Raw genomic sequence first — 23,407 nt, 5'->3', positions numbered from 1 at the left:
GTGGCGCGATGCTTACCCGGCCTACGATTGTGTAGGCCCGGCCAACGTAGTACCGCCGGGCAATACATTTCAACAGGACTCACTTCAATGGCATACACCACTTTTTCACAGACGAAAAACGATCAGCTGCTGGAACCGATGTTTTTTGGCCAGCCGGTTAACGTGGCCCGCTACGATCAGCAAAAATATGACATCTTTGAAAAGCTGATTGAAAAGCAGCTCTCCTTCTTCTGGCGTCCGGAAGAGGTTGACGTTTCCCGCGATCGCATCGACTACCAGGCGCTGCCGGAACATGAAAAACATATTTTCATCAGCAACCTGAAGTACCAGACGCTGCTCGACTCCATCCAGGGCCGCAGCCCGAACGTTGCGCTGCTGCCGCTGATCTCCATCCCGGAGCTGGAAACCTGGGTGGAAACCTGGGCCTTCTCCGAGACCATCCACTCGCGCTCCTACACCCATATCATCCGCAACATCGTCAACGATCCGGCGACCGTGTTCGACGATATCGTGACCAACGAGCAGATCCAGAAACGTGCGGAAGGCATCTCTCACTATTACGATTCGCTGATCGAAATGACCAGCTACTGGCACCTGCTGGGCGAAGGCACCCACACCGTCAACGGCAAAACCGTGACCGTGAATCTGCGCGAGCTGAAAAAGAAACTCTATCTGTGTCTGATGAGCGTTAACGCGCTGGAAGCGATCCGCTTCTACGTTAGCTTCGCCTGCTCCTTCGCTTTCGCCGAGCGCAAGCTGATGGAAGGCAACGCCAAAATTATCCGCCTGATCGCCCGCGATGAAGCGCTGCACCTGACCGGCACCCAGCATATGCTGAACCTGCTGCGCTCCGGCAGCGACGATCCGGAGATGGCGGAAATCGCCGAAGAGTGCAAGCAGGAGTGCTATGACCTGTTCGTGCTGGCGGCGCAGCAGGAGAAAGAGTGGGCGGACTATCTGTTCCGCGACGGCTCGATGATCGGCCTGAACAAAGATATTCTCTGCCAGTACGTCGAGTACATCACCAATATCCGCATGCAGGCAGTGGGCCTCGATCTGCCATTCCAGACCCGCTCCAACCCAATCCCATGGATCAACACCTGGCTGGTCTCCGATAACGTCCAGGTGGCGCCGCAGGAAGTGGAAGTCAGCTCGTATCTCGTCGGTCAGATCGATTCTGAAGTCGATGCCGACGACCTGAGCAATTTCCAGCTGTAATGAAGCGGATTTTCCTGAAAATCTCTGACACTCGCCTTGAGTGTCAGGATGAACACCCTTCCCTGCTGGCGGCGCTGGAGTCGCATAATATCGACGTCGAGTATCAGTGCCGCGAAGGCTATTGCGGTTCCTGCCGCACGCGTCTGGTTTCCGGCCAGGTTGACTGGCTGACCGAGCCGCTGGCCTTTATCCAGCCGGGGGAAATTTTGCCCTGCTGCTGCCGGGCGAAAGGCGATATTGAGATCGAGATGTAAGTGTTGTCGATGTGTGCGGCCTGATGCCCTCACCCCGGCCCTCTCCCACAGGGAGAGGGGGAAAACATAAAAGGGCCTTACGGCCCTTTTGTTTTATTTCGCGTTCAGAAACTGCACCGCTTTATCCGGGAAATCGGTAAACAAGCCGTCGACGCCCGCCTGGTGATACAGCACGTCATAGAGCTGATTAACGTTAGTCGCGTACTCCGGCAGCTGATCCGCACGCACGGTGTACGGATGCACCTGCAGATGGCTGGCATGCGCCTCTTTCACCATCGCCGTCAGCTTCACCGCGCCCGGCTTCGAGCCTTCCGCTACCAGCATATGGTAATCCGGGCCGATACCGTCGGCGTACTGCGCGATCTGCGCCATCGCTCCCGGCTTAAACATCCAGTCATAGCTGTAGTTCACCCATTTACCGTCCGCCTGTTTCTGCTGGGTTTCATTCCAGTCGGTGTAGGCGATGAGCTGCACCAGATTGAGATCCATGCCCATCTCCGGTTCCAGCTCATTTTTGATGCGTTTGAGCTCATTAGCGTCAAAGCACTGCAGATAAACCTTATCCTGCTTGCTGGTGTAGCCATATTCCTTCAGCACTTTCAGCGTGCTGGCGGCAATATCTTTGCCTTCCTGATGGTGGAACCACGGCGCTTTGATTTCCGGGTAGATACCAATATTTTTACCCGTCGAATGGTTCAGCCCCTGGACAAACTCAATCTCTTCTTCAAAGGTATGAATGCGGAAATCGGATTTGCCCATCGGGAAACGCCCGGGATAGGTTTGCACGTTCTTACCATTTTTCGGCTCAAAACCTTCGGTAAACTTCAACGACTTAATCTCGGCCAGGGTAAAGTCGATGGCGTAGAAACGGCCATCTTGACGCGCCCGCTGCGGGAAACGCTGCGCAACGTCAGTCACCCGATCGAGATAATGGTCGTGTAACACCACCAGCCGGTCGTCTTTGGTCATCACCAGATCTTGCTCAAGGTAATCCGCCCCCTGAGCGTAAGCCATCGCTTTCGCCGGCAGGGTATGTTCCGGCAGATACCCGCTGGCGCCGCGGTGGGCGATGACCATTTTCTCCGCTGCGACGGCGCTGAAGCACAGCGCCGAACTGGCCAAAATCATGCCGCTCATTAGCGCGGTGAGTTTCATGTTCATCGTCGCTCCTTAGGCTTGTTTCAGTTGTTGATGATGACGACGCTCGCCAAGCATCACGATAACCAGCAGGATAACCGCCAGCACGCTGCCGCCGATCATCACCATGAAGCCGCCGTCCCAGCCGAAGAAATCGACGGTGTAGCCGACGATGGCGCTCGCGGCTACGGAACCGCCGAGATAGCCAAACAGACCGGTGAAGCCCGCAGCGGTACCGGCGGCTTTTTTCGGCGCCAGTTCCAGCGCATGCAGACCGATCAGCATCACCGGGCCGTAAATCAGGAAGCCAATGATGATCATACAGGCCATATCCACGCCCGGATTACCCGGCGGGTTCAGCCAGTAAACGACAGTGGCGATGGTCACCAGGGTCATAAAGAACACGCCGGTCGCGCCGCGGTTGCCTTTAAACACTTTGTCCGACATCCAGCCGCACAGCAGCGTGCCCGGGATCCCCGCGTACTCATAGAGGAAGTAGGCCCAGGAGGATTTATCCAGCGCGAAGTGTTTGACCTCTTTCAGGTAGGTCGGCGACCAGTCCAGAATGCCGTAGCGCAGCAGATAAACGAAGACGTTAGCGATAGCGATGTACCACAGCAGCTTGTTCGGCAGAATGTACTGCATAAAGATCTGCTTCGCCGTCAGCTCTTCTTCGTGCTTTTCACTATAGTCATCCGGATAGTCGTTTTTATACTCTTCGATCGGCGGCAGACCGCAGGACTGCGGGGTATCGCGCATCATCGCGAAGGCAAAAATCGCCAGCAGGATCGCGCCGAAGGCGGGCATATACAGCGCCGCGTGCCAGTCGTTAAACCACGCCATCCCCAGCAGGAACAGCAGCGGCGGAATACCGCCGCCGACGTTATGCGCGCAGTTCCACACCGAGACAATCCCACCGCGCTCTTTCTGCGACCACCAGTGCACCATGGTCCGGCCGCACGGCGGCCAGCCCATCCCCTGGAACCATCCGCAAAGAAACAGCAATACGAACATGATCATGATGCTGGAAGTCGCCCACGGTACAAAACCCATCACCAGCATCACCAGCGCGGCGAGGATCAAGCCGGCCGGCAGGAAAATGCGCGGATTCGAGCGGTCAGAGACCGAGCCCATGATGAATTTCGAAAATCCGTAGGCGATGGAGATGCCGGAAAGGGCGAAACCGAGGTCGCCACGGGAGAAGCCCTGCTCAATCAGATAAGGCATCGCCAGGGCAAAGTTCTTACGAACCAGATAGTAAGCGGCATAACCAAAAAAGATGCCAATAAAAATCTGCCAGCGTAATCGACGATACAGCGGGTCGATCTCCGCTGCTGGCAAACGCGCTTTATGCGCGGCGGGTTTAAAAATACTTAACATATCAGCCTCCGTGGCCCTTGCTGTTTTCTACTGACGTCACGACAAAATCCCAGATTAATCACCAACTTCAAATATGGTCGCGATAGTAGGCAATACGTAGAGTTGATACTGTGAAACATCGCACAATTTGTTACAGAAATATGACAAAACGTTCCATTGTGAGCACAAAATCACATAACACGCTCAAATAACGCGCGAATATGCTCGAAATCAAACAATAACCTTATGAATTGTGGCTAAATGGCGTTAAACGAAAGCAGAGGAGCTGAAGATGACGGGACGTCTTGATAGCGAGGTCATTATCATCGGCGGCGGAGCAACCGGCGCCGGCATCGCCCGCGACTGCGCCCGACGCGGATTACGCACGCTGCTCATTGAGCGCCATGATATCGCCACCGGGGCCACCGGCCGTAATCATGGACTGCTGCACAGCGGCGCCCGCTATGCGGTGACCGACAACGAATCCGCCCGCGAATGCATCAGTGAGAACCGCATCCTGCGCCGCATCGCCCGCCACTGTATCGAACCGTCCGGCGGTCTGTTTATTACCCTGCCTGAAGATGACCTGGCGTATCAGCAGACTTTTATCACCGCCTGCCAGCAGGCCGGCATTGAAGCTACCCCGCTCTCCCCGCAGGACGCGCTGCGCCGGGAGCCCGCCGTCAACCCGACGCTGCTGGGCGCAGTGCAGGTCCCGGACGGCACCATCGACCCGTTTCGCCTCACCGCAGCCAATATGCTCGACGCCCGCGAACACGGCGCGCAGATCCTTACCGGCTGCGAAGTAACAGGCCTGCTGCGCCAGGGCGATCGCGTCTGTGGCGTCCAGGTATACGACCGCCAACTTCACCAGGCCCGCACGCTGTACGCCGGGGTGGTGGTTAACGCCGCCGGGATCTGGGGGCAGCGCATTGCGGAATATGCCGACCTGCGCATCACCATGTTCCCGGCGAAGGGATCGCTGTTGATCCTTGACCACCGGATTAACAACCTGGTGATCAACCGCTGCCGTAAGCCGGCCGACGCCGATATTCTGGTGCCCGGGGATACCATCTCGCTGATCGGCACCACCTCAATGCATATTCCTTATGACGACATTGACGACAACCGGGTAACGACGGCGGAAGTCGATACCCTGCTGCGCGAAGGCGAAAAGCTGGCGCCGATCATGGGCCGCACCCGGATCCTCCGCGCCTACTCCGGCGTCCGCCCGCTGGTGGCCAGCGATAACGATCCCAGCGGGCGCAGCGTCAGCCGCGGCATCGTCCTGCTCGACCATGCCCAGCGTGACGGTATGGAAGGCTTCATTACTATCACCGGCGGCAAGCTGATGACCTATCGCCTGATGGCCGAGTGGGCCACCGACGCCGTCTGTCGTAAGCTGGGAAACACCACCCCCTGTAGCACGGCCGAGACCCCGCTGCCCGGTTCACAAGAGCCAACGGAAAGTACCCTGCAAAAAATTATCTCCCTCCCCACCCCGCTGCGCGGCTCGGCCGTCTACCGTCACGGCGATCGCACTCCGGCCTGGCTTGGCGACAGCCGCCAGCACCGTAGCCTGGTCTGCGAATGCGAAGCCGTTACCGCTGGCGAAGTGAAATACGCGGTGGAAAATCTGGCGGTCAACACCCTGCTCGACCTGCGCCGCCGCACCCGGATTGGCATGGGCACCTGCCAGGGGGAACTCTGCGCCTGCCGCGCTGCCGGACTGTTGCAGCGCTTTAACGTCACCACCCCCGCGCAGTCGTTGACCCAGCTATCGGCGTTTCTCAATGAACGCTGGAAGGGCGTGCAGCCCATCGCCTGGGGCGACGCACTGCGCGAAAGCGAATTCACCCGCTGGGTCTACCTCGGCCTGTGCGGACTGCCACAGGAGCACCAGGATGAAGTTTGATTGCGCAATTGTCGGCGGCGGGCTCGCCGGCCTGTTGTGCGGGCTGGCGCTGAATCAGTACGGCCTGCGCAGCGTCATTATCAGCCGCGGGCAGAGCGCGCTGCATTTTTCCTCCGCGTCGTTAGACCTGCTCTCGGCGCTGCCCAACGGCGATAACGTTACTGACGTCGCACAAGGTCTGCAGCAACTCGCTGAACAGCTTCCTGAACACCCTTATTCCCGGCTCGGCGCCGGGGCGGTACTCGAATACGCGACACAGACCGAAGCCCTGCTGGCCGCCTGCGGCGCGAACATGCAAGGCGAAGCGCGCCAACCTCATCTGCGGGTGACGCCGCTGGGGACGTTGCGACCGGCGTGGCTGTCGCCGGAAGAGGTTCCGCTGGCACCCTTCGCGCAGCAACACGTATGCCTGGTAGGGATTAGCGGTTTTGCTGATTTTCAGCCACATCTCGCCGCCGCCGCGCTCGGTCAACACGGAGTTACCGCCGCGGCGGTGGAAATCGAGTTACCGCTGCTGGATGTGCTGCGTGACAACCCCACCGAGTTTCGCGCCGCCAATATCGCCCGCGTACTGGATGATGAGAATCTATGGCCGGCCCTGCATGCAGCGCTGCTACCGCTGGCACAGCAGCATGACCTGCTGATCATGCCCGCCTGTTTTGGCCTCGCCGACGATCGCCTGTACCGCTGGCTGCAGACGCGTCTGCCCTGCCCGCTGCGTCTGCTGCCGACGCTGCCGCCTTCGGTGCCGGGGATGCGTTTACATTCTCAGCTGCAACGCCAGTTCATTCGTGAGGGCGGCATCTGGCTTGCTGGCGATGAAGTGGTGAAAATCAGCCATCGACAGGGCGCCGTCGAGGCCGTCTGGACGCGAAATCACGTCGATGTCGCGCTGCGTCCGCGTTTCACCGTGCTGGCCAGCGGCAGCTTTTTCAGCAACGGTCTTGTCGCCACTCGCGATAGCGTGCGCGAGCCGATCCTCGGCCTCGATCTGCAGCAGACCCTGCCCCGGGAAAGCTGGTACCAGCGCGATTTCTTCGCCTCACAACCGTGGCAGCGCTTCGGCGTGAAAACCGATGCCCTGCTGCGCCCCGTGCTGGGCGGGCAGTCGTTCCATAATCTGTTCGCCATTGGCTCATTGCTCGGCGGGTTCGATGCCATTCAGCTCGGCTGTGGCGGCGGCGTCTGCGCCGTCACCGCGCTGCACGCCGCCAGACAGATCCACGCCCTTGCCGGAGGCCGGCCATGAACGATACCCGTTTTGAAAGCTGCATTAAGTGCACGGTCTGTACCACCACCTGCCCGGTAAGTCGGGTCAATCCACGCTATCCCGGCCCGAAACAGGCGGGGCCGGACGGCGAACGTCTGCGTCTGAAGGATGGCGCGCTGTACGACGAGGCGCTGAAGTACTGCATTAACTGCAAGCGCTGCGAGGTTGCCTGCCCGTCGGATGTGAAAATTGGCGATATCATTCAGCGCGCCCGGGCACAGTACGGCCAGCAAAAGCCGACCCTGCGCGACGCCATCCTCAGCCATACCGACCTGATGGGCACCCTTTCCACTCCCTTTGCCCCCCTGGTCAACGCCACGACCGGTTTAAAACCGGTGCGCCGCCTGCTCGACGCGGCGCTTAAAATCGACCACCGGCGTACGCTGCCGAAATATGGCTTCGGCACCTTCCGCCGCGCTTACCGCCAGCTCGCGGCCAGACAGGCGGAGTATCCTGAGCAGGTGGTCTTCTTTCATGGTTGCTACGTCAACTATAACCACCCGCAGCTGGGTAAGGATCTGATCCGCGTCGTCAACGCGCTGGGTACCGGTGTGCAGTTGTTATCAAAGGAAAAATGCTGCGGCGTGCCGCTGATCGCCAACGGCTTTTTCGACAAGGCGCATAAGCAGGCGCAGAGTAACGTCGCTGCGATGCGGGAAAACACGCTGCCGATCATTGCCACCTCCTCGACCTGCACCTTTACGCTACGTGATGAATACCCTCATCTCCTCGATGTCGACAACAGCGATCTTCGCGATCGGGTCGAGCTGGCCACCCGCTGGATCTGGAAACAGCTGGATGCCGGCAAGACGCTACCGCTGCGCCGGCTGCCGCTGAAGGTGGTCTATCACACCCCGTGTCATATGGAAAAGATGGGCTGGTCGCTGTATACCCTCGAGCTGCTGCGGCTGATCCCCGGCCTGCAGCTGGAGGTGCTGGATTCACAGTGCTGCGGCATCGCGGGCACCTACGGGTTTAAAACTGAGAATTATGCGGTATCCCAGGCTATCGGCGCCCCGCTGTTCCGCCAGATTGAGGAGAGCGGCGCCGACATCGTCGTGACCGACTGCGAGACCTGCAAGTGGCAGATTGAGATGTCCACCCGCAAACGCTGCGAGCATCCGCTGACGGTACTGGCGCAGGCGCTCGCCTGAGCCCAGCGCCAGCCTCCGCCATCAATAGTTAATAGCTCGCTTTCTCCTGCGGCTGGGCGCAGGTGGGTTTGAACATCGCCAGCCGGCGGTCCAGCGCCTGGGTATACAGCATGGTGTCCACCCCGACCGCCACGAAGTTGGCCCCCCAGGCAAGACATTTTTCTGCCATCGCCGGGTCGACCGCCAGAAATCCGGCCGCTTTCCCCGCCGCGCGAATGCGCCGGATGCTCTGCTCGATCACCCGCTGCACGTCAGGATGGCCGGCATCGTCCGGGTGACCCAGCGAGGCGGAGAGATCCGCCGGACCGATAAACACCCCGTCAATGCCGTCCACCTCAAGAATCGCGTCCAGATTCTCCAGCGCGGTTCGGCTCTCGACCTGTATCAGCAGACAGAGTTCGTCATTCGCCTCCGCCATATAATTCTCTATCCTTCCCCAGCGCGCCGCTCTCGCCACGCCAGCGCCAACACCGCGGCTACCGATGGGCGGATAACGGGTCGCCGAGACCACTTCCCGCGCCTGCTCGGCGGTATCGACCATCGGCACCAGCAAGGTTCTGGCGCCAATATCCAGCACCTGTTTTATCAGGCTGCGGTTGCCCTCGACCGGACGAATGACCGGCTGGCTGGCGTAGGGGGCAATCGCCTGCAGCTGATGATAAAGGTCCTGAATGGTGTTCGGGGCATGCTCGCCGTCGATCAGCAGCCAGTCGTATCCCGAGGTCGCGGCGATCTCGGCCATGTAGGAGGAGGTGGAGCTCAGCCACAGGCCGATTTGCGTCTCACCGCGTAATAATCCCCGTTTGAAGGGGTTAGATAACAGTGCGTTCATAGCGATTCCTTTATTCAATGCTGTACGCTGCCGCGCTGGGGTACCGCGCGGGTAAGGCTCAATGAAAAGATAATGACCACCCCGACAATGGCGACGCCGGCCAGGGTTAACAGTCCGGCGGCGCTGCTGGCGAACAAATTTTCGGCCTGCACGCGCACGATCGGCGCCAGAAAACCGCCGATGGCGCCAAACAGGTTAACAAAGCCAATCCCGGCGGCCAGCGCTGTGCCGGACAGCAGCTGCGTCGGCATCGTCCAGAAGACCGGCTGCACGGCAATCACCCCAACCGCCGCCACGCACAGCGCGATGATAGCCAGCACCGGCGCCACCAGTCCGGACACCGCAATCCCGACCGCCGCCGCCAGCAGCGTCAGGGCGGCAATATTGCGCCGCTCGCCGGTGCGATCGGAGTAGCGAGGGATAAGCCAGGTGCCAAACAGCGCTGCCACCCACGGGATAGCCGTCACCACCGAGGCAACGAAGCCAACTTTGGTGCCCAGCAGCGCAGCAACCTGGGTGGGCAGGAAGAAAATCAGACCATAGACCGCCACCTGAATGGTCAGATAAATCAGCGCCAGCTGCCAGACCCGCCCGTTACGCAGCGCATCGGACAGGCGCGAGGCAATCTTTTTCTCCTCCTCGCGCGCCAGCTCGCCGATCAGCGCCTGTTTCTCCTCTATGCTCAGGAAGCGGGCATGCTGCGGCGAATCGTCCAGCCAGAAGAAGGTGAACGCTCCCGCGGCGACGGCGAGCAGGCCTTCAATGACAAACATCCAGAACCAGCCGGGATGGCCCATAAACCCATGCATCTCCAGCAGCGCACCGGATAAAGGCGATCCCAGCGTCAGGGCCAGCGGCGCCCCCATATAAAACAGCCCCATAATGCTGGCGCGGTTTTGCTGGGGAAACCACTGTGAAGTGAGGTAGATCATTCCGGGAAAGAAGCCCGCCTCCGCCGCGCCCAGCAGGGTACGTACCAGCAGGAATTTCGCTTCCGTATCCGCCCACGCCATCGCCGCCGACAGCACGCCCCACAGGAGAGTGGTGAAGCCGATCCATTTTCTGGCGCCAAATTTGCGCATCAGCAGATTGGCCGGCACCCCGAGGAAGGCATAGACCACAAAGAAGATACCGGCCCCCAGCGCGTAGGCCTCATTGCTGAGCCCGGTATCCAGCTGGTAGGTCTCTTTGGCGAAACCGATATTCGAACGGTCAAGAAACGCCAGCACGTACAGCGCCAGCATAAAGGGGATTAAGCGGGCGCGGTTTTTCTTCACCACGCTCTCCAGCAGAGTGTTGCTCATCATAATATCCTCAGGCGCGGGCCGCCGGGCGGCCCGACGCAATCAGTGTTGATAAGGACGCTTCAGGTTGCAGTCGCGATTGAGCTCGACGCCAAAGCCGGGTTTATCCAGGACCGATTTATGAATGCGCCCTCTCTCCGGCACCGGCTCGCCGAGCAGGATCGGGTCGAACTGCGGACGCAGCGTGGCGCAGTCCGGGCTGGTCATCAGAAACTCGCTGAACGGCGTGTTGGTGAAGGTGATCACCGCATGATGGGAGTAAACCGACGAGCCGTGGGGCACCACCAGCTGCCCGCGCGCTTTGGCGATGGCCGCGATCTCCACCAGGGTGGTTAAGCCGCCGCACCAGCCGACGTCGGGCTGCATAATATCGATGCCGGTTTCCGACAGGGTGCGGAAGGACTGCAGTGTGCCGTGGTGCTCGCCGCTGGTCACCATCATCCCGGCCGGCGCCTGGCGCTTCAGCTCGCGATAGCCTTCATACTGCTGCGGCGGCAGGCACTCTTCGATCCACTTGAGGTTATAAGGGGCACAGGCATGGGCAAGTTTGGTGGCATAGTTAACGTCCTGACTCATCCAGCAGTCCAGCATTAACCAGAAATCCGGGCCACATTTTTCACGCATGTCAGCCACCATGGCGACGTCTTTGCGGATCCCGGCGTCGCCATCGTGCGGCCCCCAGTGGGTAGGCATTTTACCGCCGATAAAGCCCATCTCCTGCGCCAGGTCCGGACGCGCGCCGGTGGCATAGAACTGGATTTCGTCGCGCACTGCCCCGCCCAGCAGTTTGTAGACCGGCAGGCCAACCACTTTACCGAACAGATCCCACAGCGCCAGGTCGACACAGGAGAGGGTATTCATTACCAGGCCGCCGGATCCCGCGTAGTAAAGGGTGGCGTTAAGCATCTGGTCATGGATCAGTTTGATATCGCTGACGCATTTGCCTTCGATAAAGCGGTTGAGATGTTTTTCCACGATAAAGCAGCCCATCTCCCCGGCCGTCGACACCGCAAAGCCGGTCTGTCCGTTGTCGGCTTCCACTTCCACAATCAGCGTCCCCAGCACGTTGATGCCAAAAGACTGGCGGGACTGCTCATACTCTTTATATTTGCTCATCGGGGTGGCGATATGATCGTCAATCCAGTGGTTAGCCCCCTGGTCGTGGTAATCACCGCCGCCGGCGCCCTGCTCTGCTGTGGCGCCGCCGGTAAACCAGGCGCGGACGTGTTTAATTTTCGGTAGGGTCATGATGTTCTCCTTATGATGAGGCGAGTTGTTCGAAGGGGCTTTTCCACCCCAGCAGACGGGAAATATCTTTCGCGCAGGCAATCGCCTTACCGGCCAGATAATCGCGATTGTCTTCATTGATTTGCAGACGGGTGCCCACCACCGAGATGGCGGCGGTCAGGTCGTTATTGGCGTTAAACACCGGCGCGGCCACGCAGCGCACATCCGGATAGTCCTCGCCATTATCAAAGCTCCAGCCCCGAGCGCGAATGCGCCCCAGCTCCTCCCGCAGCTGTTGTGCATCGGTGATGGTCGTTGGCGTGGCCCGCTCCCACTGCAGGTCGTCGATAATCGACGCCTGAACGCTGGCGGGCTGCCAGGCCAGCAAACATTTGCCGATCCCGGAGCGATAAAGCGACAGGCTCTTGCCTTCGTGCGAACGCACGCTAATGGTGGCGGGAGACTCAATTTTAAGAATGTAGTAGGCGTTACCCTGATCGATGATGCCCAGATGGCAAAGCAGGCCGCACTCATCCATCAGTCGGGTGAGGCGCGGACGCGCCAGCTCGCGCAGATCCATTTTGCTCAGCGCCTGCCCGGCCAGCTCCACCAGCTTGGTCCACAGGCAGTAGTTATCCTGATTATCCATACTGATGAAGCGCTGCTTTTTTAGCTCGCCCAGCAGCAGATAAACCGTGCTTTTCGGGATCCCCAGTTCGGCAATGATGGTGGCTGCGCTGCAGGGACCAATCCGGCTGATTAAATTGAGGATCTCAATCGCGCGGGTCAGCGCCGGGACTTTTGTTGATTCCAACATACTGGACTCCAATCCTGAATACTGGAATCAGTGTTGCGATTGTGCGGGCGGTAAAGTGTGAGCGATATCGCGGGGCAATCGTTTTCCCGTATGCTGGACCATCCGCTGCAGATTATTGCGACTTAACGCACAGAATTTTTTCAGGAGAGTACAACAGGCTGGACAACCGGCGCCCGGGAGAAGCCCGCGCGCCGGGGGAAACGACTTACAGCGAGAGGGAATCCACCACGTTAATCCAGCCATGTTCGCTGGCCAGCGGTTGACCATTCAGCCAGCGACGCAGCATGTTTAATGCCATCATGGCGCAGACTTCCTGGCGTACCGCCAGGCTGTGGCGGGTGACGCTGAACTTCACGCGCAGCGCGAAGGTGCCGTCCGGGGTGGCCAGGGCCACGTTAAGATGATCGTTCTCCTGGCCGCTCACCGCCAGGGCCAGGCCGGCAAAATGGTTTATTCGCCGCTCGGCCGCCCAGCGAGCCGCCTGCGCCAGCGTCTCCTCCTGCGCCGGGACCACTTCGCTGGCCAGCAGCGGCGCGCCGGCGCGGGACAGCTGCAGCGCCAGCAGGCCGCCGGTAAACTGCTCGCTGAGCGTCAGGCTCAGCTGCCGCTCCTGCAGGCAGCGCGCAATCTGCGCCGGTAACCCTTCCGTGCCTTCGAAAATCAGACTGTCGCCAGCCACCTTGCGGACTTCCGGCCACAGGGCCAGCATGGCGTCGCGCTGGTCAGCCGGTCCGGTTAGCTTGAGTTCGATAATCGGCATCGACGAACGGTAACCCATCACCACGCCAGGCGGTAACGTCAGCGGATTGAGGCTTTGCGCCAGCTCGCTCTCCGAGCGGCCAAAAGTGGTCAAACGCAGGCATACCGGCGGTTCCGGCAGCGTAAAGCGCTGACGCAGACGCGGTAAAATCTCCTGCTCGACCATCACCTTAAATTCAGAAGGTACACCGGGGGTGAAAAACATCAGGCAGCGGTTGAGCTGAACGGCAAAGCCACAGGCCGTGCCGACCGGGTTATTGATCATCTCGGCGCTGGCGGGGATTTCCGCCTGCTTGCGGTTACTTTCCGCCATCGGCCGGCCGCGCTCGGCAAAGAAACGGGTCATGGTTTCCAGCCACTCCGGATGCAAAATAAGCTCTTCGCCTTTCGCGGTGGCGGCGGCCAGCGCGCTCAGATCGTCGCTGGTCGGCCCAAGGCCGCCGTTAACGATCAGCACATCCGCCTGTTCGCTGCGTTCGCGCAGAATCGCCACCAGCGCATCAAGATCGTCGCCAACGGTATGGCGGCGCGTTAACGGTAACCCCTGATTAAAAAAGAAATCCGCCAGCCATGCCGCATTGGTATCAACGATTTGACCATGCAACACTTCATCGCCAGTGGACAGCATTTCCACATTCAACATTGCTCACTCCTTGCCTGCCAGGTGGCAAATACTATAACGCAAAGCGGGATGCTGACGAGGAGGAAAATCTGGCGCGGCAAGAAGATACCGCGCCGGAGGAGATTAGAAGCTGGCGCTGGCGCCGATGTACGGGCCGTCGGCGATGGTGTTATCGCGGTTGCCATCTTTGCCCGCCAGGTTCAGATAGCGATAGCCTGCCTGGATGCTGAGCGGACGCATGATGGTCCAGCTGGCGCCGACGTTGGCTTCCTGATAGCTGTCAATGCCGCTGGAGAGGGAATCCGGCGAGTAGTAGTAGTCGCCGTACAGGCGGAAGCTGTCGCCGATTTTCCACTGCAGGCCGCCGCCGACCGCTGCCGCATAACCTTCATCGCCCTGTTTCGGGTTGGTGTATACGCCTTTACCGCCCACGGTCGCGAGGAACGGCCCCAGCGGAATATTGAGCCCCAGGCCTAAACCCGCGGCGTCGCCGTCGTTATCGCTATGCAGCCAGTTACCGGAAACGGCCAGGCCGGTAGACTCCGTGCCAAACCCGACGCCAAGATTGGTGTAATGCTCGCCTGCTTCACCGGTAACGCTGATCGCATGGGCCGCGGAAGAAACCAGCATGACGCCAGCCAGCGCCATAAAAATGCTTTTTTTCATTATTTACTCTATCCAGAAAATTAAAATCAAAGAAGTCCCGAAAAAACCTGAAAATTCTACTGCGCACCCGTCAGGAATCAATGACCTGGCGAAATGAATTTTCACAAGAGTGTAACCAGTTGCGTTTTTTTATGGCATCGGGCGTTGTCGGAATAACGAACCGCCCGTTCAGCGCCATGAATATTCATGTTTATTATGATTAACGCTGACACATTGACGAAAACAGAGAACTGACGCCGCACGATCGGCGCGGCGCGGGTGGATAAGGGAATAATTAATGCTGCAGCCGGGCCAGACATTCCGGGGCGAGGCCGGTCAGTTTCGCCACCAGGGACAGGTCAAGCCCGTTAGCGAGCATCGCCCGGGCAATACGCTCCGCGGTCTGCTGCTCACCTTGCTCCAGACCTTGTTGCAGACCTTGCTTTAACCCTTGCTGATGGCCGCGTTGTTCCAGAAACTGGGCAATATTCATGAGCGTCTCCTTGTGCGACCGCCGGGGAACGCTTTGCGCAAGATGGCGCAAAAAAGCGACCGGATCGGCGGCGTTTCCTGCCTGTAATAAATAGTGCAACAGCGTCTTTAGCTGCCTGCGGCTAGTGTATCCCAGTGCTAACAGGCTGACCAGCTGCTCGTGCAGGTCCATCATGTCGCGCTGGCGGATATGCTTCTGCAGCAGCTCCAGCATCGCCACGCGCCGGTGGCGCATGATTTCATCATCCGGGGTGGTGGTGATATCGATTAAGGGAAAATCATCACCATAGATCCGCCGCGCAACGTCCGGATCGGCAAAGCCTGCCAGCCAGCACATCGGGTACGGCCAGGGCGAAACGCGGCCATGATAAAACAGCAGGGGGATAACCAGCGGCAGCTGCGTATCCCCCTTATCCAGATGACGTTGCATCGCGGCGATGGCATAGCGCATCAGGCGAAAGGCCATATGGCGGTCCGCCGAGCTTTGGTGCTCAATCAACAGATAGATATAGCCCTCCCCCGCCTGCGTTTGCAGCGAGTAAAGGATATCGGAATGACTCGCTCGTAGCTCATCGTCAATAAAGCTCCCGGATTCCAGTTGCAGCGTATTCAGGTTGCATAACGCGCGCAGCGGTGCGGGGAGATGAATGTCAAGGAAGTCCTTTGCCGTCGCCCGGTGCGACAACAGGTGTTTAAATACGGCGTCATGCGGGGAATGGGGCGCCCTGTCCATGGCGAAACTCCATGCGATTATTTTCACCTAACTTAACACCCAACAGGACCAGGGCCGCATTTCGCTTGCGGTTTACCGAGGCGGCTCGCAAACTATTTCATCGGCATACCGCCCCATCCCTCTGAAGGAGAAAAACCGTGCGTCAAAGGACGATTGTTTGCCCGCTTATCCAGAATGAAGGCCATTATCTGCTCTGCAAAATGGCCGCCGACCGCGGGGTTTTCCCCGGGCAATGGGCCTTATCCGGCGGCGGCGTGGAGCCAGGGGAGCGTATTGAAGAGGCGCTGCGGCGGGAAATACGCGAAGAGCTTGGCGAAAAACTCATCCTTACCCATATCGCGCCGTGGAGCTTTCGCGATGATACCCGCGTCAAAACTTACCCGGATGGTCGGCAGGAAACGATCTATATGATCTACCTGATCTTCGACTGCGTCAGCGCCAATCGCGACGTGACGATCAACGAGGAGTTTGACGATTACGCCTGGGTCAAAGCAGAAGATCTCAAAAACTACGATCTCAATGCCGCCACCCGCGTTACGCTCAGCCAGAAAGGGCTACTTTAGTCCAGCATACCACGTTCAACCCACCCGGCGTTATGCCGCGGGATATGGCGGGTGGCTACGATACGGTCGCATACGTCTGCTGTCTGGCCCATTCGCGCAGCGCCTGACGGGAAATCTTAATCCCACCGTTCTTTAACGTGTCCGGCAGCCGTAGCCAACGCACTGGCTGCTGGAAGCGCGCTAACCGCTCAGCGCTCCATGTCGCCAGCGCGCTCAACTCGCAGCCGTCATCGCATTCCACCACCGCGACCGGGCGTTGACCATATTCGACATCATCCAGCGGTACAATAAACACCTGTTGTACCGCTGGATATGCGAGTATCACGCGCTCGACCTCTTCCGGTTGAATACCTTCGCCGCCGCTAAAAAAAAGATTATCCAGTCGCCCAACAACCGTCAGCCGACCATTGTGTAATTCCCCGCGATCGCGTGTCGCAAACCAGCCTTCATCATTGGTTAATGGCAATAACTGACCGTCGCGCCAGTAACCCGCCGCCATACTCGACGCCCGCAGCCAGATCTCGCCGGCGACAATTTTCACCTCCCGCCCCGGCAGCGGTTCGCCCACATCCGCCGCGCCATCGGCCGCTTTGGCACAGACCGTGGAAGCGAACTCGGTGAGGCCGTAGCCGCAGAAACTGCGTATTCCCTGCGCGAGTGCACGCTCAGTCAATTCGACCGGGATCGCTGCGCCGCCGAGCAGCACCGCCTTGAGGGAATGCGCAGCATCATCATTCAGCAGGCGCCACAGCTGAGTCGGCACCAGCGAAGCATGGGTACAGCCCTGCAGCATCTGCGCCAGCGGTTGCTTGTCGCGCACCGTCATTCGCGCGCCGGCCAGCAGCCAGCGCCAGATGATCCCCTGCCCGGAGACATGAAACAACGGCAGCGACAGTAGCCAGTCGTCTTCTGCGGCAAACGGCATCAGCGCCAGCACGCCAGCGGCGCTGGCCAGATGGGCGCTGGCGCTATGTACCGCCGCTTTCGGCAGGCCGGTTGAGCCGGAGGTTAACGTCATCGACACCAGCCGTTCGCCATGCCAGCAAACGGCATGGACGCCTTCGGCCGCCTGCAGAGTTAACGCCGGTAAATCCCCCGGCAGCGCAGCACCATTCAGCACCAGCTGATGCTGGACGTTTAACGCAGGCAGCAGTTCCTGCAGCAACACCTCTGGCAGCTGCGGATTCAGCGGCAACACCCGCGCCCCGCACTGCAGCAATGCCAGCCAGGCGAGTAGCGTCTCCGGCTGGTTGTAGGCCCGGAGCGCCACGCCATGACCTTCCATAACGCCCTGCGCGGCAAAGCCGGCCGCCAGCGCGTCAACCCGCGCGCATAGCTCACGCCAGGTCAGCAGCCGATCGTTCAGGCGTAACGCCTGCGCCTCACCGCGTAACTGGCGCCAGTGGCGCCATGGCCAGTCGGAAAACATCACAGCAGCGGCTCCAGCGCATCAATATTGATCATCGGCAGCGTACTTTCCGGCCACGGCCGTACCAGTTGGGCGCTCATCAGCGCCAGCGTATCGAGTCCGGGGATGGTCTGCGGCGTCAGCCAGGCGGCAACCCGCGCCAGCTGGGTTAACCCGAGGCTGGACTCGATTGACGAGCTAATCACCGCGCTCAGCCCCAGGGCGTGTGCCGCGGCGACCTGTTGCTGAACCTTTTGCACACTGCCGGTCAGCGTCGGTTTGATCACCACCGCGCGCACGCCGGGCTCCGCGACAAAGCGGAAATCCGCCTCGCGCAGGCTTTCATCCCAGGCGATAGCGATCCCCGTCTCGCGGCTAAAGGCCCGCGAGTCCTCCCGCGTTTTGCAGGGTTCCTCAAGAAACGCAATGCGCTGGCGATATGCGGGATTGACGTATTTGGCGAACTGCTGAGCTTTAAGCGGCGTCCACGCCCGGTTGGCATCCAGCCGCAGCTGGAGATCGGGGATGGCTTCCAGTAGCAGATTAACCACCATGCCGTCGCGTACCGCCTCCCACAGCCCCACTTTCACCTTAGCGACTTTCTCGCCGGGCATCGTCGCCAGTTTGGCGAACAGCTCATCCGGATCGCCGGAACAGAGCGGCGCCGCGCGATAATCCGCGGCCTGCGGTAGTTCGCCGTAAAGCTCCGCCTGCGCGCAGCTAATACCAAAAGCGACAGAAGGCAGTGTGGGAAGCGGCGGTTCCGCGCCGTCGCGCCAGGCCTGCGCCCACGCCAGCAGCGCTGTTTGCGCCTCTTCCAGCGTCTCGTTACTGAATCCCGGCAAGGGAGAAATTTCCCCCCAGCCTTCGCGTTCATCCTCCTGCAGGCGGATGAACAGCCCGTCGCGGGTTTTTAACCGCCGTTCGCGCAGAACCACGCCCGCGTCCATCGGGATCTGCCAGCGGTAAACCTGCGAAACGCGCATTATGGATTCCGTTTAAATTTGCTGAAGTCCGGCTGACGTTTCTGGTTGAAGGCATTGCGGCCTTCCTGCCCTTCTTCCGTCATGTAGAACAGCATGGTGGCGTTGCCCGCCAGCTCCTGCAGACCGGCCTGGCCGTCGCAGTCGGCGTTCAGCGCCGCTTTCAGGCAGCGCAGCGCCATTGGGCTGTTTTGCAGCATTTCACGGCACCAGCGCACGGTCTCTTTTTCCAGCTCCGCCAGCGGAACTACGGTATTCACCAGCCCCATGTCCAGCGCCTGCTGGGCGTCATACTGACGGCACAGGAACCAGATTTCGCGCGCCTTTTTCTGCCCGACGATACGCGCCATATAGGAGGCGCCCCAGCCGCCATCAAAGGAGCCGACTTTTGGCCCGGTCTGGCCGAAGATGGCATTGTCCGCCGCGATGGTCAGATCGCACATCATATGCAGCACGTGGCCGCCGCCGATAGAGTAGCCGGCTACCATCGCCACCACCGGTTTCGGGCAGGTGCGGATCTGGCGCTGGAAGTCGAGCACGTTAAGGTGGTGAACGCCGGAGTCGTCCTGATAGCCGCCGTAGTCGCCGCGAACTTTCTGGTCGCCGCCGGCGCAGAAGGCTTTCTCACCTTCACCGGTCAGGACAATCACCCCGATATTGTCGTCATAGCGGGCATCCGCCAGCGCCTGAATCATCTCTTTGACGGTCAGCGGGCGGAAGGCGTTGCGTACCTGTGGGCGGTTGATGGTGATTTTGGCAATGCCGTCGGCCGATTTGTGATAGCGAATATCGGTATAGCCTTCGGAACAATCGTGCCATTCCACAGGGGCATAGAGCATTGCTTCATCAAGAGAGATCATAGAATGTCCTTCAGTTAACTTGCCAGAATCTGCGCCAGACAAGCAATCACCGCGGCGGGGTTGTCCCGGTGCGCGTTGTGTCCGGCATGGTGAATGATATGGGTATCGGCAGCGAGCGCTTGCGCGATGGCGCGAAACTTCGCGTCGCGTTCGCCACACAGGTAGTGAAAAGGAAAATCGCGCGCCTGCAGAGGCGCGCGCAGATCGGCCTGCCCGGCAAGGGAGGTTGCCTGCAGCATCGCCGCCAGCGTGGCGCCGTTATTGCGGCTACGTAAGGCGACCAATGACTCGCGCTGCGCGGCATCCAGTGAGGCAAAAACCGGCTGCTGATACCAGTCGGCAAAGACCTGCGCCAACGGATCGCGGCGAAAACGTTCTGCCCAGGCGCGGTCATTGCTGCGCCGCGCCTGCCGCGCTTCTGCATCCTGCAGGCCAGGATGGCCGCCTTCAACGATCAGGCCGCGCAGGCCCGCACGCGGCTGACAGGCGAAGTTCATCGCCACCCGGCCGCCCAGTGAGTAGCCAATCAGCCAGTAGTTAAGGATGTTGTAACTATTAAGCGTAGCCAGCAGCAGAGTATTGACCCCGGCAAAGTCCTGTACCGCGATATCCGCGGAGCCGCCGTGGCCCGGCAGATCGAGATACAGACGCGGCCAGGCGGGAAAAGCGTCGCCCACTTCACGCCACTCGTCGCGGTCGCCGGAAAACCCGTGCAGAAACACCAGCCAGGGATAACCTGACTGGCCGTTGTCGACCGCGGCGCTGAGGGTCACAGGCGGCTTACCTGCGCCAGCAGCTGCTGGAGAGTCTGCGTGCCGTCAGTCTCGTTGACCGCGAGCTCAATCACCGTCGCCCCCGCCCTGCGCCAGGCACCCGCCAGCCCCTCATCCAGCGACTGCCAGTCATCGGGACGATGATAGGCCAGGCCGAACATCGCCGCCGCGTGGCTGAAATCCACGTCCTGCGGCATTAAATAGAACTGGCGGCGCTCGTCCTGCGGTGTCGGCAGCATAGAGAAAATCTGTCCGCCGTTGTTATTTACCACGATCAGCACCAGCGGCGCCGACGCCTGGCGCAGCAGGGCCAGCGAGTTAAGATCGTATAAGGCCGACAGATCGCCGACGATCGCCAGCGTCGGCCGCGCACTGGCGCGCTGCACGCCGGCGGCGGTGGCGATTAAACCATCAATCCCGCTGGCGCCGCGGTTGCTGTAAACCGGATACCCGGCCGGTAGCTGCGCCAGGGCGTCGATCAGGCGCACCACCAGACTGTTACCGACAAACAGTTGCCCCTGCTCCGGCAGATAGCGCCGAATACGCTGCGCCAGCTGCGCTTCGCCAAAAGGCTCATTGCTGGCAACCGCCGCCTGCCACGCCTGCCCGGCAAGCTGTGGGATCACCGTCGCCCACGGCTGACGTTTTTCCGCCGGATGCAGCTCAAGCCAGCGCTCAACGCTGGCGAGCAGACGGCGGCCGCGGTGCTGCGCCGGGTCGAGGCGGCCTGGCAGATTATCCACCAGCCAGTATTCATCCGGCTCGCAGGTCGCCTGCCACTGGAGGACGCGTTTGCCGGTCAGGCTGCTGCCGAGCTGCACCACGATCTGCGCCTGCGCCAGTTCGCTGACCGCTTTACCGTTGCCCAGCCACAGGTCGGCGCACGGCAGCGGCTGCCCGGTCTGCGACAGGACATCGCCGATCAGCGGCCAGCCGAGAGTTTGCGCCCACTCAGCCACTTTTTTCCCTTCCGCGGCGCTCATTCTCCCCGCCACGACGACGCCGCGTTTTTGCCGCCAGAAGAACCAGTCGCGCTGCTTCTCGCTCTCTAACTGCAGCGCCTGACGCAGCCAGGGTTTATCGCTCTGCCACCAGTTGCCGAGCTGCTGCTGCCACTCCACGCCGGTCTCATCCATATCGCCATACAGCGGTTCGGCGAACGGACAGTTGATATGCACCCCGCCGGCGTGCAGCGCCCCCAGCGCCTGGTCGATGGTTGAGACCAGCCAGCGGGCAGGAATATCCTGCGAGGGACGCGGCAGAGAAATCGTCTGCGACGGATGGGAGGCAAACATTCCGGGCTGGCGGATCGCCTGGTTCGCGCCGCAGTCGATCAGCTCCGGTGGACGGTCGGCGGTCAACAGGATCAGCTTTTCGCCGGTGAGGCCCGCCTCAATCAGCGCCGGATAGAGGTTTGCGGTGGCGGTCCCGGAGGTGACTATCACCGCCACCGGCTGCCGGCTGGCCTTCGCCAGGCCGAGCGCCAGGTGGCCGAGGCCGCGTTCGTCGAAATGGGTATGATGTATAAAGGCGCGGTTTTCCGCCGCCGCCAGGGTTAAGGGTGTCGAGCGCGAACCCGGCGCGATGCAGATATGCTGCACGCCATGGCGCGTTAAAGCTTCCAGGATCACCGCCGCCCAGCGTCGGTTAAATGCGCTTACTGACATGAAATTGTCCGGTATCAAATATTGATGCTAAGTATAGATAAGGCAAAGTGACGACGTTTTGATATGCATCGTCATTCCCGCCTTATGGACACAGCAGCGAGCGCAGCCCGGCCGCTTTGTTGTCAATCTCCTGCCACTCCTGCTGCGCATCGGAGCCGCTGACGATCCCCGCTCCGGCATACAACCGCAGGGTGTCGTGGTCCACTTTCGCCGAACGCAGCGCCACGCAAAACTCGCTTTGCGCCAGCGACAGATAGCCGGCGGACCCGGCATACCATTCGCGGGCAAAGGGTTCATGGCGCTGAATGAATGCCAGCGCCGCCCGACGCGGCAGGCCGGCCACTGCGGCGGTGGGCTGCAGCTGCAGCAGACAGCGGCTGTCGTCAGGCGCCGCCAGCTCGGTCCAGATGCAGCGCCTGAGATGCTGCACCTTACGCAGCCTCACCACCTGCGGCGGCAGGACGTCCAGCGTCGAGGCCTCACTCTGCAGACGCTGGCAAATATCTTCCACCACCAGCATATTTTCCCGCTGGTTTTTGTCGTCTTTCATCAACCAGTCGGCCAGTTGCTGCGCCTTCGCGTCTTCCTGAAGGTTCGCGACGGTCCCCGCCAGCGCTTCGGTGCGCAGCAGCGCGCCGCGCCGGCGCCACAGCCGTTCCGGCGTGGAGCCGAAAAATGCCTGCCGGGCATTAAACGCCATCAGGAAATGAAAACAGTTAAGATTGCTGCGGCGGCTGGCCGCCATGATGCTCACGGCGTCCAGCGGCGCGGCAAACTGCAGGTCGGTTGCCCGCGCCAGTACCACTTTATCCATTTCACCGGCGCTAATCGCCTTAGTCGCCCGCGCAATCATTGCCTGCCATTGAGAATAGTCGGATGAGTGGCGCTCGCTCAGTAGCGGCGGGATAGCGCCAGGGGTCGCCTGAGTGGTGGTCAGACTGGCGAGAAACGCGCGGGCCGTCGCGGCATCCTCACGCAGGGAGATATCACTATGCAGCACCAGCCGCAGCACGGCCCTGCCGCCGCACCGGCGCCACTCCAGACGCGGCAGCACCAGGCTGCCCTGCTGCGGTTCAAACGCGTTCAGGCCGTAGATGCGCAGATCCTGCCGCCCGGTCTGGCGTAAAAAGCGGTTGGCCGCGTCGAGCGAGGGAAAGGTTTTTACCGCCCCCAGCGTCGCCAGTTCCTCATCGCCATTGCGCTGCTGCCAGTAAAACTGCGGCCATTGCGCCTGCTGGCCGCACCATAGTAGCGGATCGAAGGCATCATTCAGCGGAAAGGCAATATCGATAATTCGCGTGCCGGGCGAGTCTGGAAAAGACTCACCCAGGCCGTCTTGCAAACGGGCCAGCGCAGTGGAAACAGACAGCACGCAAACCTCCACGGTAGTAAAACCCCACATTATAAGGGGTTCG

At 60.4% G+C, this 23,407-nt stretch carries 21 protein-coding genes; 6 read left to right on the top strand and 15 right to left on the bottom strand.

The features are described 5' to 3' along the window. Positions 1 to 87 precede the first annotated feature (87 nt). Together nrdB and yfaE are read left to right on the top strand one after the other, a co-directional pair. Positions 88 to 1,218 (top strand): class Ia ribonucleoside-diphosphate reductase subunit beta, encoded by a 1,131-nt coding sequence (gene nrdB, locus CW267_RS17935; protein ID WP_004140835.1) that lies wholly within the window; start codon positions 88 to 90, stop codon positions 1,216 to 1,218. After that, a complete protein-coding gene (gene yfaE / locus CW267_RS17930; RefSeq protein ID WP_002913017.1) occupies positions 1,218 to 1,472 on the top strand; it encodes a class I ribonucleotide reductase maintenance protein YfaE in 255 nt (84 codons plus the stop codon). Before nrdB ends, yfaE begins: the two co-directional genes overlap by 1 nt. A 93-nt stretch (positions 1,473 to 1,565) precedes the next feature. On the opposite strand, the gene glpQ is transcribed toward yfaE, so the two are convergent. Both glpQ and glpT read right to left on the bottom strand, forming a co-directional pair. Continuing rightward, complete coding sequence (glpQ, locus tag CW267_RS17925) at positions 1,566 to 2,633, bottom strand: glycerophosphodiester phosphodiesterase (protein WP_023340562.1); 1,068 nt, start codon at positions 2,631 to 2,633, stop codon at positions 1,566 to 1,568. A gap of 9 nt (positions 2,634 to 2,642) precedes the next feature. Next, positions 2,643 to 3,989, bottom strand: coding sequence for a glycerol-3-phosphate transporter (gene glpT, locus CW267_RS17920; protein ID WP_002913019.1), 1,347 nt, complete (start codon positions 3,987 to 3,989; stop codon positions 2,643 to 2,645). Positions 3,990 to 4,260: 271 nt separating this feature from the next. Between glpT and glpA the strand changes: the two genes are divergently transcribed. The 3 genes from glpA to glpC are packed head-to-tail and all read left to right on the top strand — an operon-like array spanning position 4,261 to position 8,307. Further along, positions 4,261 to 5,883 (top strand): anaerobic glycerol-3-phosphate dehydrogenase subunit A, encoded by a 1,623-nt coding sequence (gene glpA, locus CW267_RS17915; RefSeq protein WP_100781312.1) that lies wholly within the window; start codon positions 4,261 to 4,263, stop codon positions 5,881 to 5,883. Then, positions 5,873 to 7,132 carry a glycerol-3-phosphate dehydrogenase subunit GlpB gene (glpB, locus tag CW267_RS17910; protein ID WP_100781313.1) on the top strand — a complete coding sequence of 420 codons (1,260 nt, stop codon included), beginning with the start codon at positions 5,873 to 5,875 and terminating at the stop codon, positions 7,130 to 7,132. Before glpA ends, glpB begins: the two co-directional genes overlap by 11 nt. Next, on the top strand, positions 7,129 to 8,307 hold the full coding sequence (glpC, locus tag CW267_RS17905) for an anaerobic glycerol-3-phosphate dehydrogenase subunit GlpC (RefSeq protein WP_023323049.1): 1,179 nt from the start codon (positions 7,129 to 7,131) through the stop codon (positions 8,305 to 8,307). The genes glpB and glpC overlap by 4 nt, the downstream gene beginning before the upstream one ends. Before the next feature lie 28 nt (positions 8,308 to 8,335). Here glpC and yfaU read toward each other — a convergent pair whose 3' ends face one another. From yfaU to CW267_RS17865, 7 genes are all read right to left on the bottom strand, one after another. Then, entirely contained in the window at positions 8,336 to 9,139 is an 804-nt protein-coding gene (gene yfaU / locus CW267_RS17900; RefSeq protein WP_012540990.1) for a 2-keto-3-deoxy-L-rhamnonate aldolase, read from the bottom strand. A 14-nt stretch (positions 9,140 to 9,153) separates the two neighbouring features. Beyond that, positions 9,154 to 10,443: an MFS transporter gene (locus tag CW267_RS17895; protein WP_049010027.1), complete on the bottom strand. Its 1,290-nt coding sequence runs from the start codon at positions 10,441 to 10,443 to the stop codon at positions 9,154 to 9,156. Between the two features lie 42 nt (positions 10,444 to 10,485). Next, entirely contained in the window at positions 10,486 to 11,691 is a 1,206-nt protein-coding gene (gene rhmD / locus CW267_RS17890; RefSeq protein WP_008803964.1) for an L-rhamnonate dehydratase, read from the bottom strand. 10 nt (positions 11,692 to 11,701) lie between these two features. Further along, entirely contained in the window at positions 11,702 to 12,487 is a 786-nt protein-coding gene (locus tag CW267_RS17885) for an IclR family transcriptional regulator (protein ID WP_008803963.1), read from the bottom strand. Between the two features lie 205 nt (positions 12,488 to 12,692). Further along, entirely contained in the window at positions 12,693 to 13,889 is a 1,197-nt protein-coding gene (locus tag CW267_RS17880; protein WP_039102396.1) for a nicotinamide mononucleotide deamidase-related protein YfaY, read from the bottom strand. A gap of 102 nt (positions 13,890 to 13,991) precedes the next feature. Next, positions 13,992 to 14,534 (bottom strand): YfaZ family outer membrane protein, encoded by a 543-nt coding sequence (locus tag CW267_RS17875; RefSeq protein WP_004201712.1) that lies wholly within the window; start codon positions 14,532 to 14,534, stop codon positions 13,992 to 13,994. Between the two features lie 274 nt (positions 14,535 to 14,808). Next, positions 14,809 to 15,738: an Rpn family recombination-promoting nuclease/putative transposase gene (locus CW267_RS17865; RefSeq protein ID WP_048331053.1), complete on the bottom strand. Its 930-nt coding sequence runs from the start codon at positions 15,736 to 15,738 to the stop codon at positions 14,809 to 14,811. 137 nt (positions 15,739 to 15,875) lie between these two features. Here CW267_RS17865 and nudI point away from each other — a divergent pair, with 137 nt between their 5' ends. After that, positions 15,876 to 16,301 (top strand): nucleoside triphosphatase NudI, encoded by a 426-nt coding sequence (nudI, locus tag CW267_RS17860; RefSeq protein WP_023298028.1) that lies wholly within the window; start codon positions 15,876 to 15,878, stop codon positions 16,299 to 16,301. A gap of 55 nt (positions 16,302 to 16,356) precedes the next feature. Here nudI and menE read toward each other — a convergent pair whose 3' ends face one another. The 6 genes from menE to menF form a co-directional block, all read right to left on the bottom strand. Continuing rightward, a complete protein-coding gene (gene menE / locus CW267_RS17855; protein WP_032740174.1) occupies positions 16,357 to 17,733 on the bottom strand; it encodes an o-succinylbenzoate--CoA ligase in 1,377 nt (458 codons plus the stop codon). Then, positions 17,730 to 18,695: an o-succinylbenzoate synthase gene (gene menC / locus CW267_RS17850; RefSeq protein ID WP_016161586.1), complete on the bottom strand. Its 966-nt coding sequence runs from the start codon at positions 18,693 to 18,695 to the stop codon at positions 17,730 to 17,732. Before menC ends, menE begins: the two co-directional genes overlap by 4 nt. Beyond that, on the bottom strand, positions 18,695 to 19,552 hold the full coding sequence (menB, locus tag CW267_RS17845) for a 1,4-dihydroxy-2-naphthoyl-CoA synthase (RefSeq protein WP_008803957.1): 858 nt from the start codon (positions 19,550 to 19,552) through the stop codon (positions 18,695 to 18,697). Before menB ends, menC begins: the two co-directional genes overlap by 1 nt. A gap of 14 nt (positions 19,553 to 19,566) precedes the next feature. Further along, on the bottom strand, positions 19,567 to 20,325 hold the full coding sequence (gene menH, locus CW267_RS17840) for a 2-succinyl-6-hydroxy-2,4-cyclohexadiene-1-carboxylate synthase (protein WP_008803956.1): 759 nt from the start codon (positions 20,323 to 20,325) through the stop codon (positions 19,567 to 19,569). Next, positions 20,322 to 21,992, bottom strand: coding sequence for a 2-succinyl-5-enolpyruvyl-6-hydroxy-3-cyclohexene-1-carboxylic-acid synthase (gene menD, locus CW267_RS17835; protein ID WP_048331061.1), 1,671 nt, complete (start codon positions 21,990 to 21,992; stop codon positions 20,322 to 20,324). The genes menH and menD overlap by 4 nt, the downstream gene beginning before the upstream one ends. An 82-nt stretch (positions 21,993 to 22,074) precedes the next feature. Then, complete coding sequence (gene menF / locus CW267_RS17830) at positions 22,075 to 23,364, bottom strand: isochorismate synthase MenF (RefSeq protein WP_100781314.1); 1,290 nt, start codon at positions 23,362 to 23,364, stop codon at positions 22,075 to 22,077. Positions 23,365 to 23,407 lie beyond the last annotated feature (43 nt).

Origin of the sequence: Klebsiella sp. X1-16S-Nf21 (assembly GCF_002837615.1) — a bacterium.
In the GTDB taxonomy this organism is placed as follows: domain Bacteria; phylum Pseudomonadota; class Gammaproteobacteria; order Enterobacterales; family Enterobacteriaceae; genus Klebsiella; species Klebsiella variicola.
This window is presented reverse-complemented; position numbering and strand designations above follow the sequence as displayed.

Bases quoted from the DNA above. Each gene is read 5' to 3' on its own strand.
- nrdB (WP_004140835.1), top strand. From the start codon at position 88: ATGGCATACACCACTTTTTCACAGACGAAAAACGATCAGCTGCTGGAA.
- yfaE (WP_002913017.1), top strand. From the start codon at position 1,218: ATGAAGCGGATTTTCCTGAAAATCTCTGACACTCGCCTTGAGTGTCAG.
- glpQ (WP_023340562.1), bottom strand. From the start codon at position 2,633: ATGAACATGAAACTCACCGCGCTAATGAGCGGCATGATTTTGGCCAGT.
- glpT (WP_002913019.1), bottom strand. From the start codon at position 3,989: ATGTTAAGTATTTTTAAACCCGCCGCGCATAAAGCGCGTTTGCCAGCA.
- glpA (WP_100781312.1), top strand. From the start codon at position 4,261: ATGACGGGACGTCTTGATAGCGAGGTCATTATCATCGGCGGCGGAGCA.
- glpB (WP_100781313.1), top strand. From the start codon at position 5,873: ATGAAGTTTGATTGCGCAATTGTCGGCGGCGGGCTCGCCGGCCTGTTG.
- glpC (WP_023323049.1), top strand. From the start codon at position 7,129: ATGAACGATACCCGTTTTGAAAGCTGCATTAAGTGCACGGTCTGTACC.
- yfaU (WP_012540990.1), bottom strand. From the start codon at position 9,139: ATGAACGCACTGTTATCTAACCCCTTCAAACGGGGATTATTACGCGGT.
- CW267_RS17895 (WP_049010027.1), bottom strand. From the start codon at position 10,443: ATGAGCAACACTCTGCTGGAGAGCGTGGTGAAGAAAAACCGCGCCCGC.
- rhmD (WP_008803964.1), bottom strand. From the start codon at position 11,691: ATGACCCTACCGAAAATTAAACACGTCCGCGCCTGGTTTACCGGCGGC.
- CW267_RS17885 (WP_008803963.1), bottom strand. From the start codon at position 12,487: ATGTTGGAATCAACAAAAGTCCCGGCGCTGACCCGCGCGATTGAGATC.
- CW267_RS17880 (WP_039102396.1), bottom strand. From the start codon at position 13,889: ATGTTGAATGTGGAAATGCTGTCCACTGGCGATGAAGTGTTGCATGGT.
- CW267_RS17875 (WP_004201712.1), bottom strand. From the start codon at position 14,534: ATGAAAAAAAGCATTTTTATGGCGCTGGCTGGCGTCATGCTGGTTTCT.
- CW267_RS17865 (WP_048331053.1), bottom strand. From the start codon at position 15,738: ATGGACAGGGCGCCCCATTCCCCGCATGACGCCGTATTTAAACACCTG.
- menC (WP_016161586.1), bottom strand. From the start codon at position 18,695: ATGCGCGTTTCGCAGGTTTACCGCTGGCAGATCCCGATGGACGCGGGC.
- menB (WP_008803957.1), bottom strand. From the start codon at position 19,552: ATGATCTCTCTTGATGAAGCAATGCTCTATGCCCCTGTGGAATGGCAC.
- menD (WP_048331061.1), bottom strand. From the start codon at position 21,992: ATGTCAGTAAGCGCATTTAACCGACGCTGGGCGGCGGTGATCCTGGAA.